The organism is Aeromonas sp. R2-3, assembly GCF_040908375.1.
GTDB classification, from domain to species: Bacteria; Pseudomonadota; Gammaproteobacteria; order Enterobacterales; family Aeromonadaceae; genus Aeromonas; species Aeromonas veronii.
Genome location: NZ_JBFODP010000029.1, coordinates 1 through 18183 on the forward strand (window position 1 = coordinate 1; position 18183 = coordinate 18183).

At 58.8% G+C, this 18183-nt stretch carries 12 protein-coding genes and 1 pseudogene; 9 read left to right on the forward strand and 4 right to left on the reverse strand.

Features of this window, described 5'->3' with window-relative positions:
• The first annotated feature begins 15 nt into the window (after nt 1-15).
• The 5 genes and pseudogenes from pykF (at nt 16) to AB5Z02_RS14950 (ending at nt 9065) form a co-directional block, all read left to right on the forward strand.
• A complete protein-coding gene (gene pykF, locus AB5Z02_RS14930) occupies nt 16-1428 on the forward strand; it encodes a pyruvate kinase PykF (RefSeq protein WP_100654233.1) in 1413 nt (470 codons plus the stop codon).
• Between the two features lie 150 nt (nt 1429-1578).
• Nucleotides 1579-4908 carry a mechanosensitive channel MscK gene (mscK, locus tag AB5Z02_RS14935; RefSeq protein WP_136501503.1) on the forward strand — a complete coding sequence of 1110 codons (3330 nt, stop codon included), beginning with the start codon at nt 1579-1581 and terminating at the stop codon, nt 4906-4908.
• 409 nt (nt 4909-5317) lie between these two features.
• Nucleotides 5318-5722, forward strand: coding sequence for a hypothetical protein (locus AB5Z02_RS14940; RefSeq protein ID WP_368216336.1), 405 nt, complete (start codon nt 5318-5320; stop codon nt 5720-5722).
• Nucleotides 5723-5776: 54 nt separating this feature from the next.
• A pseudogene (locus AB5Z02_RS14945) lies at nt 5777-7793 on the forward strand (M13 family metallopeptidase).
• A gap of 339 nt (nt 7794-8132) precedes the next feature.
• Nucleotides 8133-9065, forward strand: coding sequence for a GGDEF domain-containing protein (locus AB5Z02_RS14950; protein ID WP_368216337.1), 933 nt, complete (start codon nt 8133-8135; stop codon nt 9063-9065).
• Between the two features lie 98 nt (nt 9066-9163).
• Here AB5Z02_RS14950 and crr read toward each other — a convergent pair whose 3' ends face one another.
• The 4 genes from crr to cysK form a co-directional block, all read right to left on the reverse strand.
• Nucleotides 9164-9673 (reverse strand): PTS glucose transporter subunit IIA, encoded by a 510-nt coding sequence (gene crr, locus AB5Z02_RS14955; protein WP_005338264.1) that lies wholly within the window; start codon nt 9671-9673, stop codon nt 9164-9166.
• A 42-nt stretch (nt 9674-9715) separates the two neighbouring features.
• The gene (ptsI, locus tag AB5Z02_RS14960; protein ID WP_019446785.1) at nt 9716-11443 is read right to left on the reverse strand and encodes a phosphoenolpyruvate-protein phosphotransferase PtsI; all 1728 of its coding nucleotides are present in this window, start codon (nt 11441-11443) and stop codon (nt 9716-9718) included.
• Between the two features lie 46 nt (nt 11444-11489).
• A complete protein-coding gene (locus tag AB5Z02_RS14965; protein ID WP_005338266.1) occupies nt 11490-11747 on the reverse strand; it encodes an HPr family phosphocarrier protein in 258 nt (85 codons plus the stop codon).
• Nucleotides 11748-12187: 440 nt separating this feature from the next.
• Nucleotides 12188-13156: a cysteine synthase A gene (gene cysK, locus AB5Z02_RS14970; RefSeq protein ID WP_368216339.1), complete on the reverse strand. Its 969-nt coding sequence runs from the start codon at nt 13154-13156 to the stop codon at nt 12188-12190.
• A gap of 159 nt (nt 13157-13315) precedes the next feature.
• Here cysK and AB5Z02_RS14975 point away from each other — a divergent pair, with 159 nt between their 5' ends.
• The 4 genes from AB5Z02_RS14975 to AB5Z02_RS14990 are packed head-to-tail and all read left to right on the forward strand — an operon-like array spanning nt 13316 to nt 17996.
• A complete protein-coding gene (locus tag AB5Z02_RS14975) occupies nt 13316-14158 on the forward strand; it encodes an AAA family ATPase (RefSeq protein ID WP_368216340.1) in 843 nt (280 codons plus the stop codon).
• Nucleotides 14159-14161: 3 nt separating this feature from the next.
• Nucleotides 14162-15325 carry a VWA domain-containing protein gene (locus tag AB5Z02_RS14980; RefSeq protein ID WP_231720402.1) on the forward strand — a complete coding sequence of 388 codons (1164 nt, stop codon included), beginning with the start codon at nt 14162-14164 and terminating at the stop codon, nt 15323-15325.
• Between the two features lie 54 nt (nt 15326-15379).
• The gene (locus tag AB5Z02_RS14985) at nt 15380-16501 is read left to right on the forward strand and encodes a beta-ketoacyl-ACP synthase III (protein WP_139459968.1); all 1122 of its coding nucleotides are present in this window, start codon (nt 15380-15382) and stop codon (nt 16499-16501) included.
• A gap of 49 nt (nt 16502-16550) precedes the next feature.
• Entirely contained in the window at nt 16551-17996 is a 1446-nt protein-coding gene (locus tag AB5Z02_RS14990; RefSeq protein WP_368216342.1) for an HD domain-containing phosphohydrolase, read from the forward strand.
• Nucleotides 17997-18183 lie beyond the last annotated feature (187 nt).

An 18183-nucleotide genomic window follows, 5' to 3' on the forward strand; every position in this document is an offset into this window, starting at 1 on the left:
ACCATGAAGATTGACATGAAAAAGACCAAAATTGTCTGCACCATCGGTCCGAAGACCGAATCCAAAGAAATGCTGGCCAAAATGCTGGACGCCGGCATGAACGTCATGCGCCTGAACTTCTCCCACGGTGACTACGCCGAGCACGGCAGCCGCATCAGCAACCTGCGCGCTGTAATGGCCGAGACCGGCAAGCACGCAGCTATCCTGCTGGACACCAAGGGTCCGGAAATCCGTACCATGAAGCTGGAAGGCGGCAACGACGTCGCGCTGGTCGCTGGCCAGACTTTCACCTTCACCACCGACCAGACCGTGGTTGGCAACAAAGACAAAGTGGCCGTGACCTATGCAGGTTTCGCCAACGATCTGCGCGTCGGCAACCGCATCCTGGTTGATGACGGCCTGATCGGTCTGGACGTTATCGAAATCACCGAGCGCGAAGTTATCTGTAAAGTGCTGAACAACGGTGACCTGGGCGAGAACAAAGGCGTTAACCTGCCGGGCGTCTCCATCAAGCTGCCGGCCCTGGCCGAGAAAGACAAGCGCGACCTGATCTTCGGTTGCGAGCAAGGCGTTGATTTCGTTGCTGCTTCTTTCATCCGTAAGAAAGAAGACGTTCTGGAAATCCGTGAGCACCTGAAAGCCCACGGTGGCGAGAACATCCAGATCATCTCCAAGATCGAAAACCAGGAAGGTCTGGACAACTTCGACGAGATCCTGGCTGTTTCCGACGGCATCATGGTTGCTCGTGGCGACATGGGTGTAGAGATCCCGGTTGAAGAAGTTATCTTCGCCCAGAAGATGATCATCGCCAAGTGCAACAAAGCCCGCAAAGTGGTTATCACTGCCACCCAGATGCTGGACTCCATGATCAAGAACCCGCGTCCGACCCGCGCCGAAGCTGGTGACGTGGCCAACGCCATCCTAGACGGTACCGACGCAGTGATGCTGTCCGGTGAATCCGCCAAGGGTAAGTACCCACTGGAAGCCGTGACCATCATGGCCACCATCTGCGAGCGTACCGATGCCGTGATGCCGTCCAACCTGTCTGCTGCCAACGACAGCAAGAAGCTGCGCATCACCGAAGCCGTATGTAAAGGCGCCGTAGAGACCTCCGAGAAGCTGGACGCCCCGCTGATCGTGGTTGCTACCGAAGGCGGCAAATCTGCCAAGGCCATTCGCAAGTACTTCCCGAAAGCCTGGATCCTGGCTATCACCACCAACAAGAAAACTGCTGCCCAGCTGGTTCTGACCAAGGGTGTGGTTGCCCACGTGGTTGACAGCATCGCCTCTACCGACGATTTCTATCGCATCGGTAAAGAAGCCGCGCTGGAAATCGGCATGGGTCTGAAAGGTGACGTGGTTGTGATGGTCTCCGGTGCTCTGGTACCGAGCGGCACCACCAACACCGCTTCTGTTCACGTTCTTTAATCAGAGCTGAACGAGTTGAAAACGGCGCCTGCGGGCGCCGTTTTTTTTGTCCCTCCCCCCTGCTTACCTGACAAGCCCGGTGTTAGAATCCACGCGAATTTAATCTATGCGGGAAATCTCCCGAATATCGCGTAATAACCCGGAAGTTATATGCCCTCAATACGTTTTAAAAGAGTCTCGGCCACCCTGTTGCCGCTGCTCTGTCTCCTTGCCAGCCTCTGCGTTCCGCAAGCCATGGCGCAAGATGTCCCCTCTCGCAACGCAGTTCAGCGAGCGCTGGATGGTCTGGGTAAATCAGAGACCCTGACCGTCAGTCAGCAAGCGGATCAGAAGTTGCTGACCGAAACCCTCGGACTGCTCGACAGCATCGACAAGGAAGAGGCGAAGGCCAAGACCCAGGCCCAGCGGATCCGCAACCTGCCCACCGAACTCAGAGAGATCAGTGCCAAGCTCGATGCACTGACCAAGGGCAAGAGTGCCGAGCAGATCAAGAGCGAATACGCCAGCATGAGTCTGGCAGAGCTCGACAGTCGTCAGCCGGAAGTGCTGGCCAACATGCAGGCGGCTCAGGAGGCCCTCGGCGCCATCGGCAGCCAGCTCACCAGCTTGCAGACCCTGCCGGAGCGGGCCCAGGCCAGCATGAGCCGCGCCTACCAGCGCAGTCAGGAGATCCGTACCCGCCTCAACGCAGGTGAAAGCGTCTCCAGCGCCGAGAAGATGAAGCTCGGTGCCGAGCTGGCCCTGCTCGACCTGCAACTGGCCCACTTGCAAAAGGAGCTGGATAACCGTACCAGCATGCAGGATCTGGCGATCAAGCAGCGCGACTACCAGAGTGCCCGTCTCGCCAGCGAAGAGCAGAAACTGCAGCTGTTGCAGGATCAGAGCAGCGCCAAGCGCCTCGGCGACACCGAAAAAACCGCCGAGCAGACCGGTGAACTGGTGGCGACCGAAGACAGCCCGCTGGTGCAAAAAGAGCAGGAGCTCAACCACCAGCTCAGCCAGCAGCTGATCGGTGCCACCACCAGCCTCAACTCGCTGGTACAGAAAAACCTGCAAGCCAAGAGCTGGCTGGAGCGCGGCATCCAGACCGAGCGCAACCTCAATGAACAGGTGCAGATGCTCAAGGGCAATCTGCTGCTGTCACGCATCCTCTATCAGCTCTACCAGCAGCTGGAAGCGGCGCCCACCATCGCCGTCAAAAACCTGGAAGAGCAGATCGCCGATCTGCATCTGGCCCAGTTTGAACTGAGCCAACAGCGTGACCAGCTGTTCCAGAAGAACCTCTATCTGGACAATCTGATCGCCGGCAGCAAGGATCCGGTCAGCGAGGAGGACAAGCAGAGCCTTGCCAAGCTGCTCGATACCCGCATCAATCTGCTCGATCAGCTCAACCGCCAACTCGACAGCCAGCTCACCAACGCCATCAGCCTGCAGCTGACCCAGCAGCAGCTGGCGCGGGTCTATGCCTCTATCGAATTTACCCTGCAGCAACACATCTTCTGGGTAAGCAGCAACAAGCCCATCGACAGCAAGTGGTTTATCAGCTGGCCCGCCCAAGCATACAAACAGGCATCCGACTGGGTATTGAAACCGGACTGGAAACGCTGGCGCGAAGAGCTGCTGGGGATCTCCCTGCTCGCCTTCCCGCTGCTGCTGATCGGCGGCCTGCTGGTCTGGAAACGTCCGGCGCTGGTTGAGCGCGAGAAGAAGATCACCAAGGACCTTGGCCGTTTCCGTCAAGACAGCCAGTGGCACACCCCGCGCGCCCTGCTCTATACCGTGCTGCAACGCCTGCCGGGCAGCATGTTCATTCTGGCTGGCGGTCTGCTGCTCACCTACTGCGGTCTGCTCAGTCCCAAGCTGATGTTCCAGATCACCCTGAACCTCGCCCTCGGTTATCTGGTGTTCAGCGTCTATCTGGCGGTGATGCGCCCGGGCGGCATCGCCGAAACCCACTTCCGGATCCCGAAAGCGGAGCTGCAGGCCAAGCGCAACAGCATGCGCTACATCTGGTTGCCACTGCTGCCGCTCATCATGCTTGCAACCAAGGCGGTGGTTGAACCCTCCACCCTGGGCAACGACGTGATCGGTCAGGCCATGACCCTGACCCTGCTGGGGCTGGCCGCCTATCTGGTGTTCCCCATCTCCCGCGCCCGCATCAAGGGCGAGGCGAGCATGCAGAAGTCGCTGATCGCCATCGCCCTGGCGCTGGCACCGGTGGCGCTGATCGTGCTGGCCGTGCTCGGTTACTACTACACCGCGCTGAAGCTGACCGGTCGCCTGATCGAATCCTTCTACCTCATCATCATCTGGAGCCTGGTCTACCGCACCGCCCTGCGTGGTCTGGAGCTGGCTGCCCGTCGTCTGGCCTACCGCCGTGCGGTGGCCAAGCGTGAGCACAAATCTTCGGAAGATGCGGAAGGTGGCGAGTCCATCGAAGAGCAGCCCATGGATCTGGAGGATGTCAGCCAGCAGTCCCTGCGTCTGACCCGTACCGTGCTGATGCTGATCTTCGGCGTCGCCTTCTACTGGCTCTGGTCCGATCTGGTGGCGGTCTTCTCCTACCTCGACAGCATGGTGCTGTGGCACCGCAGCGAAGGCACCGGCGCCAACGCCGTGCTGTTCCCCATCAGCCTGAGTGACGTGCTGATCGGCTTCCTGCTGCTCGGCGGAGCCTGGTCACTGGCGCGCAACCTGCCGGGCTTGCTGGAGGTGCTGGTGCTCTCCAAGCTCAACCTGGCTCAGGGGACCGCCTACGCCATCACCACCATGCTCAACTACGTGCTGATCGGCTTTGGCTCCCTCACCGCTCTCTCCATGATGGGCGTGCAGTGGGACAAGCTGCAGTGGGTTGCGGGTGGTCTGTCAGTCGGTATCGGTTTCGGCATGAAGGAAATTCTTTCCAACTTCGTCTCCGGCATCATCATCCTGTTCGAGCGTCCGGTGCGGATCGGTGACACCGTCACCATCGGCTCCTTCTCCGGTACCGTCTCGCGGATCCGCATTCGCGCCACCACCCTGACCGACTTCGACCGCAAAGAGGTGATCATCCCCAACCAGCAGCTGATGACAGAACGGCTCATCAACTGGTCGCTGAGTGACACCGTCACCCGGGTGATCGTACGGGTGGGCGTGGCGTATGGCTCGGATCTGGAGCTGACCCGCACCCTGCTGAAACAGGCGGCGGACGAAAACAGTCGGGTACTGAAAGACCCGGCCCCCATCGTCTACTTCCTCACCTTTGGCGCCAGCACGCTGGATCACGAGCTGCGCTTCTTCGTGAGCGAACTGGGTGATCGCAACCCGGCGGTGGACGAGTTGAACCGCAAGATCGACCAGCTGTTCCGCGAGAATGGCATCGAGATCGCCTTCAACCAGATGGATGTCTACATCAAGAACATGCAGGGCGAAGAGCAGAAGGTGGAGTCCAACTCCGCCGCTCTGCCGCCGCCCGCAGAAGATGGCAAGCAGCCAGCCTGATAGCGAACTGCATGAATCTGATGGCAACAGCCGCTCACCCTGGTGAGCGGCTTTTTTATGCCCAGTTTATGGCGATAGAGACAGTGATCCATTGCCAGCATCAGTGAAAGCCACGCAACAGTGCGGCCATCGCACTTGATAAAATATAAAGAGAAATAAAAGCATAAAAACAATAACTTAAGTCACAAAGCAACTGACTGCGTGGATCAAACCTATGCTCTTCTCCCCTCACCGCTTACCCCATGCTCCGCTCGCTCCGGCTCCCGGACTTTTATAACTTTTTTTAATTTTATTTGAGTGTTCTCTTCATCCTGACCATTGCAAAGTAGCGCCATTCCCGCGCCGGGCCCTGTGACCACCGTCCGGCTGACACCGACTTGCTCATTTGATAATTGAAAGGATCCGAGAGATGAAATACTCCTTGATGGTAATGGGGTTGGCCGCCTGTCTGGCATTGAGCGGCTGCCAGAATATGGACACCAAGAAAGTCCTGATAGGTGCAGCTGCGCTGGGTGCCATCGGCGCCGCTGGCTATTACGCCGGGAAAAAGCACAGCGATAACAAACACGAGCATGATGGCCAACATGACGATAGCGATGACCAGCATATGGCCACCAGCAAGATGCCCCGCTACTGCTCGGGGGAAGCGGCCAGCAAATTTCATGTCTCCCCGCGCGATATCACCACCGAGTCGGCAGAAGAGAGTGGCCACAGATACAAGGTCTATGGCCAGTACGAGACCGACGATGATGCGGTCGACTTTACCTGCACCTTCGATCACGACGGTCGCTTCCTCTCGGTCGTTCGCAGCTGATTGGCCAGCGGTTACAGCCAATTCACCACCGACTCTCCATACAGGACACTCACGATGAAACAGCAACGCAGCATGATCGCCAGCCTCATTGCGCTGGCCCTGCTTGGCCTCGCGCCATGCGTCGGTGCCGCCAGCGGCCACTCCGGGGTGGATCTGGCCAGCATGGATAACAGCGTGCGCGCGGCGGACGATCTGTTTCGCCACGTCAACGGCAACTGGCTGGCCCAGACCCAAATACCGGATGACCTGCCGGGGCAGACCATCGGCAATCTGCTGGCGGACAAGTCGCTGGAGGATCGCAAGGTGTTGCTGGAGGAGCTGCTCAAGCGCCCGCAACAAGCCGGAACCCCTCGCCAGCAGATCGCCGATCTCTACGCCAGCTATCTGGATCAGGCCGGACGGGATGCCAAAGGGCTGACCCCCATTCAGCCACTGCGCGACGAGATCATGGCCATCCATGATAGCGCCTCGCTAGCCACCTACTTTGCCCGTGTTAACAAGCTGGGGGGCGGCGCTCCCTTTGGTATCGGGTTCATGGCCGACAAGAAGCAGCCTGACAGCTACGGGATCTACCTGCAGCAATCCGGCCTCGGTCTGCCGGATCGGGACTACTACCTGAAAGCAGATGCCGCCAGCAAGGCACTGCGGGCCAGCTACGAGCAGTTCATTACCGCCCTGCTCAACCATGCCGGCGTCGAGGGGGCGAGCGAACAGGCCGCTGGAGACCCGCCTCGCCAGCCTGCAGTGGGACAGAGTCAAGCTGCGGGATGACAACCTCACCTACAACAAACTACCCCTCGCCCGCCTCAGTCAGTTGCTGCCCACGCTGGATTGGCAACGCTACCTGGCAGAGGCCGGTATCGCCGGGGAAAGGGAGATCATCGTTAGTGAGCCGGACTATCTGGAGAAGCTGACCGCCGTGATGCAGGAGACCAGCATCGCGCAGTGGCAATCCTACTGCCTGTTCCATCTGCTACGCACTTATGCGCCCTATCTCGACAGCCAGAGCAATGCCCTGCACTTCGCTTTCTACGGTACGACCCTGAGCGGCATCCCACGGCAGAGGGAGCCCTGGAAGCAGGCCATGGAGGTGCTGGACGACTATCTGGGTCAGGCGGTGGGCAAACTCTACGTGGAGCGCTACTTCCCGGCCGAAGCCAAGGCACAGATGGCGACCATGGTGCGCAATCTGATCGCCGCCTATCGCCAGGAGATCGGTGGGCTCGACTGGATGTCTGCCCCGACCAAACAGCAGGCGCTGGCAAAACTGGCCAAGGTACGGGTCAAGATCGGCTATCCCGACCAGTGGCAGGATTACAGCGCAATCGAGATCCGTCCCGATGATCTGGTCGGCAATGCCCAGCGCGCGGCCACGGTGCGTTACAACGAGCACCTTGCCCGCCTCCATCAACCGGTGGATCGGGAGGAGTGGTTCGACAATCCGCAGACGGTGAATGCCTACTACAACCCGAACAACAACGAGATTGTCTTCCCGGCAGCCATACTGCAACCGCCCTACTTCGATCTGAAGGCGGATGATGCGGTCAACTATGGCGCCATCGGCGCGGTCATCGGTCACGAGCTGAGCCATGGTTTCGATGATCAGGGGGCCAAATTCGATGGCAACGGTGCCTTGCACAACTGGTGGGCGGCGACCGATCTCAAGGAGTTCACCGCCAGAGCGCAAAAACTGGCGAAACAGTACGACCGTTTCGAGCCCATCAAGGGGGAGCATGTCAATGGCCAGCTGACCCTTGGCGAGAACATCGGCGATCTCGGCGGCTTGACCATCGCCCACAAGGCTTACTGGCTCGCCCTGGGCAACCGCCTGCCAGCGGTGCTCGATGGCTTCACTGCCGAGCAGCGTTTCTTTATCGGCTGGGCGCAGGTGTGGAAAGGAAAGTACCGGCCCGAGCTCGCTGCCGTTCTGCTCAAGACAGATCCCCACTCGCCGCTGGAGTACCGGGTCAACGGCGTCGTCGTCAACATACCGGCCTTCTACAGTGCCTTTGCTATCAAGCCGGGAGACAAGCTCTATCTGCCACCTTCCGAGCGTGTGAAGATTTGGTGACCACCAGCAGGGGCCCTGGCCCGAAAAGCTCCAGCAGATGGACCACCTCCACCTGAGCTGAAGATGACCGACACAGGGAGTGTCTGTTTTACCCTGCCTGGTTTTTCCCGACCCACATGTGCCTGACCATGTGGGTTTTTTTGACCCTTTTGCCCCGCCGCTTCTCCTCAGCCTGCCCAGCTTTCACCCGATACGGCCACGGCAAACAACTCCGCCATTTTCTCGCCTTTGCCATTGGCTGAAAAACCGGCGGCGTAACCGCCATAAATCGGTTTACCACCACACTGGTCTGACCTATGGTAAAGCATATAAAAGATGCATCGTGGAGCTGCTTTTCCTATGAATGACCGAGAACTGCAACAGATCCTGTTTCGCTCCTTCGATGTGATCCCGCTGCCTATTCTGGTGTCCGAATCCATTGCCCGTCACGATGGCTGCTCACCCGACATGATCCCGCAGCGGCGCCACCGCTTCCTGAATAAAGCCTTTATTGAGCAACTGGGCTACAACCTTGACGATCTGCCGGACATGGCCTCCTGGTTTCAGGTCGCCTACCCGGATGAAGGGTATCGCCGCACCATCATCGACGCCTGGCACTCCCAGGTGGAACAGAGCTTGTCGCAAGGGCTGGAGGTCGCCGAGATGCCTGCGCTGATCCGCTGCAAGAGCGGTCAGTCACGCTGGTTTATCGTCACTGCCCAGCTGGGTGCCGATGCCATCCCGGATGGCCATATCGTCACCTTTCGCGATATCCACGACCTGCAGTGCATGGTGGAAGAGGTGAGCCGCCTCTCCTGCACCGATCCGCTCACCGAACTGACCAACCGGCGCGGCGCCCAGCAACAGCTGCAGGCCCTTTGGTTGCAGGGTGAGCCCCTCTCGGTGGTACTGGGAGATATCGACCATTTCAAGCAGGTCAATGACCGCTACGGCCACCCTGCGGGTGATGCCGCGCTCTGCGCCGTCGCCCACGCCATGGCGAGCCAGCTGTTGCCGGGGGAGAGTCTGGCCCGTTGGGGCGGAGAAGAGTTCCTGCTGATCCTGCCTGGTTGCGATATTGAACAGGCGGCACGGCGCGCCGAACAGCTGCGCCAGCATGTCAGTATCACCCGCTTGCCATGGCAGGGGACGCAGCTATCTCTCACCATCAGTCTGGGGTGTGCCAGCATGAAGGGGCAGGAGAGCATCGACTATCTGCTGATGATGGCAGACCGGGCCCTTTATCAGGCCAAGGATCAGGGCCGTAACCGGGTTGTCATCTCGACGGAATAGAGTGGTAACCAGAACGGAAAGCCCACTCGCGGCCATAAAAAAACCGAAGCACAAGGCTTCGGTTTTTTACTGCGCAACTGGCGTGAGCCAGCCGGGCATTACTTCTTGATACGGATAACCGGGGTCTCGCCCACAGTCACGGCACCAGTCATTTTGATCAGCTCTTTGATCTCGTCCATGTTGGAGATGACAACCGGAGTCAGGGTAGACTTGGCTTTCGCTTCCAGAACGGCCAGATCGAACTCGATGATGGTGTCGCCGCGCTTGACCTGTTGACCTTCCTGAGCGATACGCTTGAAGCCTTCGCCTTTCAGTTCAACGGTGTCGATACCGAAGTGAACGAACAGCTCGATACCGGAGTCGGATTCCAGAGAGAACGCGTGGTTGGTCTCGAAAATCTTGCCGATGGTGCCATCGCACGGAGCAACCATCTTGTTGCCAGCCGGTTTGATGGCGATACCGTCACCAACGATCTTCTCGGCGAAGACAACGTCAGGCACATCTTCGATCGGCACGATTTCGCCAGACAGCGGAGCAAAGATTTCGATGCCGCCGGTGTCAGAGCTATCGTCGGAAACCAGTTTCTTCAGTTTATCAAACAGACCCATATAAAGCTCCTAGAGATGATTTGTCGCTGTTTGCAGCCGATCTTAGCAGACTGCTTTCTGCTTAATAAAGTTATCTACGCATGCTTCGATTTCGGCGGCGGTGGCAAAGCTCAGTGCTTGATCAGCCATTGCCTTCACATCTTCGAAGTTGGTGTTGCGGATAAGCTTCTTGATACGCGGTACAGAGATGGCGCTCATGGAGAACTCATCCAGACCCATACCCAGCAGCAGCAGGGTAGCGCGCTCGTCACCAGCCAGTTCACCACACATACCGGTCCACTTGCCTTCGGCGTGGGACGCATCGATAACCATCTTGATCAGGGTCAGGACGGAGGGTGACAGCGGGTTGTACATGGCGGAGATCATCTCGTTACCACGATCGACAGCCAGAGTGTACTGGGTCAGGTCGTTGGTACCGATACTGAAGAAATCCACTTCCTTGGCCAGATGATGAGCCATCACGGCAGCGGCCGGGGTCTCGATCATGATACCCACTTCGATGGATTCATCAAAGGCTTTGCCTTCGGCACGCAGTTCGGCTTTCAGCGTCTCTACGGTAGCTTTCAGGCTACGGAACTCTTCGACAGAGATGATCATCGGGAACATGATGCGCAGTTTGCCGAAGGCAGACGCACGCAGAATGGCCCGCAGCTGAGCATGCATGATGTCTTCGCGGTCGAAGAAAATACGCACGGCACGCCAGCCCAGGAAGGGGTTCATCTCTTTCGGGAAATTCATGTACGGCAGCTCTTTGTCGCCGCCAATGTCCATGGTACGCACGATGATCGGCTGATCCGGCATCGCTTCGGCCACTTCTTTGTAGGCTTTGAACTGCTCTTCTTCGGTCGGCAGCGCGTCACGATCCATGAACAGGAACTCGGTACGGTACAGACCCACGCCTTCGGCGCCATTGCGGATGGCACCTTCGGTATCCTTGACGGTACCGATGTTGGCGCACACTTCGACCTGGTGACCATCCAGAGTGATGGCGGGCAGATCTTTCAGCTTGGCCAGCTCATCTTTCTCGGCCTGGAACTGAGCCTGGAACTTCTTGGCTTCGGTCAGTTGTTCAGCGGTCGGATTGATGATGATCTGGTTGTTGATCGCATCCAGCACCAGCATATCACCGTTCTTGACGCGCTCGGTGATGTCGTTGGTGCCTACCACGGCCGGCAGCTCCAGGGAGCGGGCCATGATGGAGGTGTGAGAGGTACGGCCACCGATGTCGGTGACGAAACCCAGCACATATTTCAGGTTGATTTGAGCGGTTTCAGACGGGGTCAGGTCTTTGGCGACCAGGATCACCTCTTCGTCGATGGTGCTCAAGTTGACAACGGCGATGCCCAGTACGTTCTTGACCAGACGGGTACCGATGTCACGGAAGTCGGTAGCGCGTTCGCGCAGATAAGGGTCATCCAGCTCGGCCATCATCTTGGCGTACTGTTCGATCACCTCATAGATGGCTTTGTCAGCGGAAGCCTTGTTCTCTTTGATGAAGGATTTGATATCCCCTTCCAGCTCCTCATCTTCGAGCAGCATGATGTGGCCTTCGAAGATGGCCTCTTTTTCCTCACCGAAGGTGCGACCGGCCATCTCTTTGATGGCTTCCAGCTGGGTAGCTGACTTGGTACGAGCTTCGAGGAAACGGTTGATCTCGGCATCAATCTGGTCAGCAGAGATTTTGCCCTGATTGATAACGATTTCATCTTCTTTCAGAAGAAGCGCCTTACCGAATGCGATACCGGGGGACGCAAGAATGCCAGATATCATAATCCTTCCTATTAAAACGACTGTGGGGGAGGAATCTAAAGCTGGATTACTCCAGCTCGTCCATCAGGGCAACCAGCTTCTCAACAGCTTGCTGAGCATCCGGGCCGTCAGCCTGGATAGTTACGTTGGTACCCTTGGTCAGGCCCAGGGTCTGCAGCTTGAACAGGCTCTTGGCGCTGGCGGACTTGCCACCGGAGACCACAGTGATCTCGCTTTGGAATTCTTTGGCTTCTTTCACGAACTGAGCTGCCGGACGGGTGTGCAGGCCGTTTTCAGCAGTAATAACAACAGACTTCTCGTACATGGTTTCACCCCATATTATTGATATTTTTTGGTGGATTGGTCGTTTTTGAAGCAACCTGACCCACCGTGTCAGTATGGATATGTTGTAAAGTAACGAAAGCAGACCCGCAATGGTTTAATCCAGGTCAAGTTTCTGTGCAGTAATCGGCGCGCTGGTTGGCAATTTTCAGTTATTGGGCTACAAGCCGCATCAGGACTGGCCTGAAATTATTTTATAACGAAAAATAACACTTTGTTACTTTGTGATACCCAGCCAGCAAACACCGCGTGACGCCGCACAGGATATGAGATTTAGAGCGGAATGTCTGCTTTTTTTCTCACTCCGGAACTTGTTATTTTACCCCAAAAAATAAGGATCAAGTGACACTAACAGGGGTTGAGTCTAGCCCATAAAGAAGCGGCGCTCCTGGGAGCGCCGCTGTTTTGAAAGATTCCGATCAGTTACTGCTGCAGTTCCTGCTCGCTGAACACCCCGGCAAACAGGGCGCTGGAGAGGTAACGCTCAGCTGCACTCGGCAGGATGACCACGATGGTTTTGCCCGCAAATTCCGGCAGCTCGGCCAGACGGCTGGCAGCCACCACCGCAGCACCGGAGCTGATACCGGCCAGGATCCCCTCCTCCTCCATCAGGCGGCGAGCCATCTCGATGGCTTCATCGCTGGTCACCTTCTCCACCCCATCGATGAGGGAGAGGTCCAGGTTGCCCGGGATAAAGCCGGCGCCGATCCCCTGGATCTTGTGGGGGCCCGGTTTGATCTCTTCCCCGGCCAGCTTCTGGCTGATGACCGGCGACTCCGCCGGTTCGACCGCGACAGAGACCACCGCCTTGCCTTTAGTCTGCTTCAGATAGCGGGAGACACCGGTAATGGTACCGCCGGTACCGACCCCGGCCACGAACACATCCACTTCGCCGTCAGTGGCATCCCAAATCTCGGGGCCGGTGGTCTTTTCGTGGATCTCCGGGTTGGCCGGGTTTTCAAACTGTTGCAGCAACACATACTTGCCCGGCTCGGATTCGAGGATCTCATTGGCCTTGGCAATGGCCCCCTTCATGCCGAGGGGCCCTTCGGTTAACACCAGATTGGCACCGAGCGCCTTGAGCAGCTTGCGGCGCTCCAAGCTCATGGTGGCCGGCATGGTCAGGGTGATGGGATAGCCGCGAGCTGCCGCGACAAAGGCCAGAGCAATACCCGTGTTGCCGCTGGTGGGCTCGATGATCTCCTTACCCTTGGTCAGGATGCCGCGCTTCTCGGCATCCCAGATCAGGTTGGCACCGATACGGCACTTGACGCTGAAGCTGGGGTTGCGGCTCTCGATCTTGGCCAGCACGCGGCCTTTGGTAACACGGTTGAGACGAACCAGCGGGGTGTGACCGATAGTCTGGCTGTTGTCCTCAAAAATTTTGCTCATGGCGCTATCCCTGTGTTTGTTACGACGATGAAACAAGATTACCCTGTGGTTTCTGAATGAGAAGTGACTATTCGTTATAACCATATGGTATTACAACATATAGAGCTTATTCTCTCTGGCCCCTGACTCCGGGCGCCAATCGTCAAAGGAACCGACGTTATGGGATTTTCAGGAAGCAGCCAGTATCTCGCCTCCGATGCATTGAAGATGGCTGTCAATGCCGCCATCACCCTCGAAAAACCGCTGCTGATCAAAGGGGAGCCGGGCACCGGCAAGACAGTGCTGGCGGAAGCGGTCGCCGACCATCTAGGCACCGACCTCATTGCCTGGCATATCAAGTCCACCACCAAGGCCCAGCAGGGACTCTACGAATATGATGCGGTGGCCCGGCTGCGGGACTCCCAGCTCGGCGACACCAGAGTGGCCGATATCAGCCACTACATTCGTAAAGGCAAGTTGTGGCAGGCCTTCAGCGCCGAGCAGCGGCCAGTGCTGCTGATCGACGAGATCGACAAAGCCGACATCGAATTCCCCAACGATCTGCTGCTGGAGCTGGATCGGATGGAGTTCGACGTTTACGAGACCGGCGAGCGAGTCAAGGCGCGCCAGCGGCCGGTGGTTATCATCACCTCCAACAACGAAAAAGAGCTGCCGGACGCCTTCCTGCGCCGCTGTTTCTTCCACTACATCCGCTTCCCCGACAAGGCCGAGATGCAGGCCATCGTCAAACTCCACTACCCCGACCTCAAGGAGAGCCTGCTTGGCGAGGCAATGGATCTCTTCTTCGAGCTGCGCGAGGTAGAGGGACTACGCAAGAAGCCCTCCACCTCGGAGCTGCTGGACTGGATCCGCCTGCTCTTGGCCGACGATATCGCCCCCGAGGCGATGCATGCCCGCGAGCCCGGCAAGCTGGTGCCCGCGCTATATGGCGCCCTGCTCAAGACCGAGCAGGATCTGCATCTCTTCGAGAAGCTCGCCTTTCTGGCCCGGCGCGGCAGCTGACCCATGCTGATCGACTTTTTTACCCACCTGCGCCGCCACAAGCTCCCCTGCTGCCTGCGCGAGCTGCTGGACTTGCACGCCGCACTGGCAGCCCGGTTGGTCGCTATCGATATGGACGAGTTCTACCAGCTCTCCCGCTGCCTGCTGGTAAAAGACGAGGCACACTACGATCGCTTCGATCGCGCCTTCGCCGAATACTATGAGGGGCTGGAAGCCATTCCCCTGCTGCCGGAGAGCCTGCCCGAGGAGTGGCTGCGCAAGGAGTTCGAGCGACTGTTGAGCCCAGAGGAGAAGGCGCTGCTCAAATCCCTCGGCGGACTCGACAAGCTGATTGAAACCCTTAACCAGCGATTACGCGAGCAGAAAGAGCGCCACGCCGGCGGCAACAAGTGGGTGGGGACTGGTGGCAGCAGCCCGTTTGGCCACGGCGGTTTTCACCCCGAGGGCGTTCGCATGGGTGGAGAGGGGCAGCACGGCAAGGCGGCCAAGGTGTGGGAGGCCCGTCACTATCGCAACTTCAGCGACGACTCACCGCTCGGCCAGCGCGCCATCCAGCTGGCACTGCGCAAACTCAGACGCTGGGTGCGCAAAGGCAATCCCGACGAGCTGGATCTCGACGACACCATAAAAAGTTCGGCCCGCCAGGGCTGGCTGGATGTGAAGCTGCGGCCCGAGCGCCACAACGGGGTGAAGCTGTTGGTTTTCTTCGATGTAGGAGGCTCCATGGATGCCCACGTGGCCGAGGTGCAGCGCCTATTCTCTGCCCTGCGCCACGAGTTCAAGCATCTGGAGTACTTCTATTTTCACAACTGCCTCTATGACTTCGTCTGGAAGGATAACGCCCGCCGCTTTGAGGAGCGGTTCGATACCCTGCGGCTGCTGCGCACCTACGGCAGCGACTACCGGGTGATCCTGGTGGGGGATGCCACCATGGGCCCCTACGAGATCACCTGGCCCGGCGGCAGTGTCGAGCAGTGGAACGAGGAGTCGGGTCAGGTGTGGCTCACCCGCTTGCAGCAGCACTTTCCCAAACTGGTGTGGATCAATCCCACCCCGCGGCGGGAGTGGCTCTGGCATCCCTCCATCAAACTGATGAATGACGTGGTTGGCGGACGGATGCATCCGCTGACTCTGGCGGGTCTCGCTGCGGCGATCGACCAGCTGTAACCCTCTCTACCCTATAAACCGACAAGCCGGGAACGCACCCGGCGAGGAGCAAAGATGACCTCTATCGTGATCAGTGGCTCAGGCCTCTATACCCCACCCTTTGCCGTCAGCAATGAAGAGCTGGTGGCCGCCTTCAACCAGTATGTGGATCTCTACAACGAGGAGAACGCCTCCGCCATCGACGCCGGCCAGCTCCCCGCCAAGCAGCATTCCAGTTGCGAGTTCATCGAGAAGGCCTCCGGCATCAAGAGCCGTTATCTGGTGAGCCGCGAAGGGGTACTCAACCCCGACATCATGCAGCCGCTACTGGCGGAGCGGCCCGATGAGATGCCCTCCATCATGGTGGAGATGGCGGTGGCTGCCGCCGAGCAGGCGCTGATCGCCGCCGGCCGCGAGCCGGGTGAGATCGACCTGGTGATCGTGGCCGCTTCCAACATGCCGCGCCCCTACCCGGCGCTGGCCATCGAGCTGCAGCACTATCTGGGGGCGAGCGGCATGGCCTTTGACATGAACGTGGCCTGCTCGTCTGCCACCTTCGGCATCAAGACAGCCGCCGACATGCTGGCGGCAGGCACCGCCAACGTGGCGCTGGTGGTCAATCCGGAGATCTGCTCGGGACACCTCAATTTCCGGGACAGAGACAGTCACTTTATCTTCGGCGATGCCTGCACCGCGGTGCTGCTGGAGCGGGAGGCCGATTGCAAGGTGGCCAATCCGTGGCAGCTGGTAGCCAGCAAGCTGGTGACCCAATACTCCAACAACATCCGCAACAACTTCGGCTTTCTGAACCGGCTGAGCCCGCGTACCCGCTACGGCGATGACAAGCTGTTTCGCCAGCAGGGGCGCAAGGTGTTCAAGGAGGTGTTACCGCTGGTGTGCGACCAGATTGCCAACCAGCTCGATGAGCAGGGCTGGCCCGCCGAGAGCCTGAACCGGCTCTGGCTCCATCAGGCCAACCTCACCATGAACCAGTTCATCGGCCGCAAACTGCTCGGCCACGATGCCAGCCAGCAGGAGGCGCCGGTCATTCTTGATAGCTATGGTAATACCAGCTCGGCGGGTTCCATCATCGCGTTTCATCTGTACAATCGCGACCTTCCTGCGGGGGCTCGCGGCGTACTGTGCTCCTTTGGCGCAGGCTACTCCATCGGTAGCCTGCTGCTGCGGCGCCTGTAATGGCGGGCCTCCCGCCGACATAACAATAACCAGCAACATGGGTGGGAATATGCAGAGGATCACGGGGCGCTGCGCCCTGCACTACGGGGTAACCCTGTCACTATTTTGTCTCTATGGCTGGCAGGTTTGCCCGTTTCTCGAGAGTCTCACCCTGCCCCAGTTGCTGGGGCCGACCCTGGTGACGTTTGCCATCATGTTCGCCGTGCGCAATTGGCTGCTCTCAAGTCGGCCCTTGGCGCGCAACGGGCTGGACGGGTTTGGACTGGAGGTGGGTTTCTACCTGCTGGGAGCACTGCTGCTCTCGAGCTACAACGCCCTGGCCCACAACTTCCCGCTGGAGAGTCACCTCAAGGTGCTGCTGGGGATGACCACCCTCGGCTTTCTGGTAGCGGCCGACCTGACTCTGGAGCGAGACTTGCATCGGGCCAGAGCACGGCAAGCCGAGCAGAGCCTGGCACTGAGCCACCCGCTGGCCATGCCGCTGCCACGCAAGTTCACCCTCTTTACTCTGGCGACCCTCACCCTGCTGGGAGGCGTCTTCTTCTTGCTGTTCAACAAGGATCTGGAGTGGCTGGTGACGGTGGAGCGCAGCCTGCCGAGGGTCGATGCCCAGCACTACATCCTGTGGGAGATCGCCTTCGTAATGACGGTGACCTTCTGTTATCTCGCCCTCATTATTCACGGTTATGGTCGCAATCTCGGCCTATCCCTGCGCCAGCAGACCCGCACCATGGCCAGAGTACAGTGTGGTGACTTCGACGCCCGGGTGCCGGTCACCCGGGATGACGAGTTCGGTCTTATCGCCGCCAGCACCAATCAGATGATCGGCGAGCTGAAATCCCGCAGTGACGAGCTCAACCTGACCCGCGACGTGGCCATCCTCGGCCTCGCCTCGCTGGCGGAGACCCGGGACAACGAGACCGGCGCCCATATCATCCGCACCCAGCACTACGTCAAGGCGCTGGCGCAATACCTCAGTCGCAGCGATTGGGAGCGCTATCCGCTCGATGACGCCACCATCGACCTGCTGTTCAAGTCGGCCCCTCTGCACGATGTGGGCAAGGTGGGCATTCCCGATGCCATCCTGCTCAAACCGGGCAAGCTGACCGACGAGGAGTTCGCCATCATGAAGCGCCACCCGCAGATCGGCGCCGATGCGCTGGCGAGTGCCGAGGCGCAGCTGGGCTCCAACTCCTTCTTGCGGCTGGCCCGGGAGATCTCCCTCACCCACCACGAGAAGTGGGATGGCAGCGGCTATCCGGCAGGGCTGGCGGGTGAGGCGATTCCCCTCTCCGGGCGCTTGATGGCGGTAGCGGATGTCTACGATGCCCTCATCTCGAAACGGGTCTACAAACCTGCTTTCAGCCATGAGGAAGCGAAGGAGATCATCGTGAAGGGGAGCGGCAGCCATTTTGATCCCGGCATCGTCGCGGCGTTTCTCGCCTGCGAAGCGCAGTTCAGGGAGATTGCTGCGCAGTTTCAGGATCACCACTGAGCAAGTACATCCCGACCAGCTTGCCCTGATGGCTGACAGGGCAACCAGCGTCATAAATTGTACACAAACAGGTCTGACCATTGCCGGTTCAGCGCCATGCTGACGGCATTTGCCACGCCGCACCTATATTGATATTTCCCTTTATTTACAGCTGTTTTTTGTCATTTTGTGATCCGGATTCGTGCCA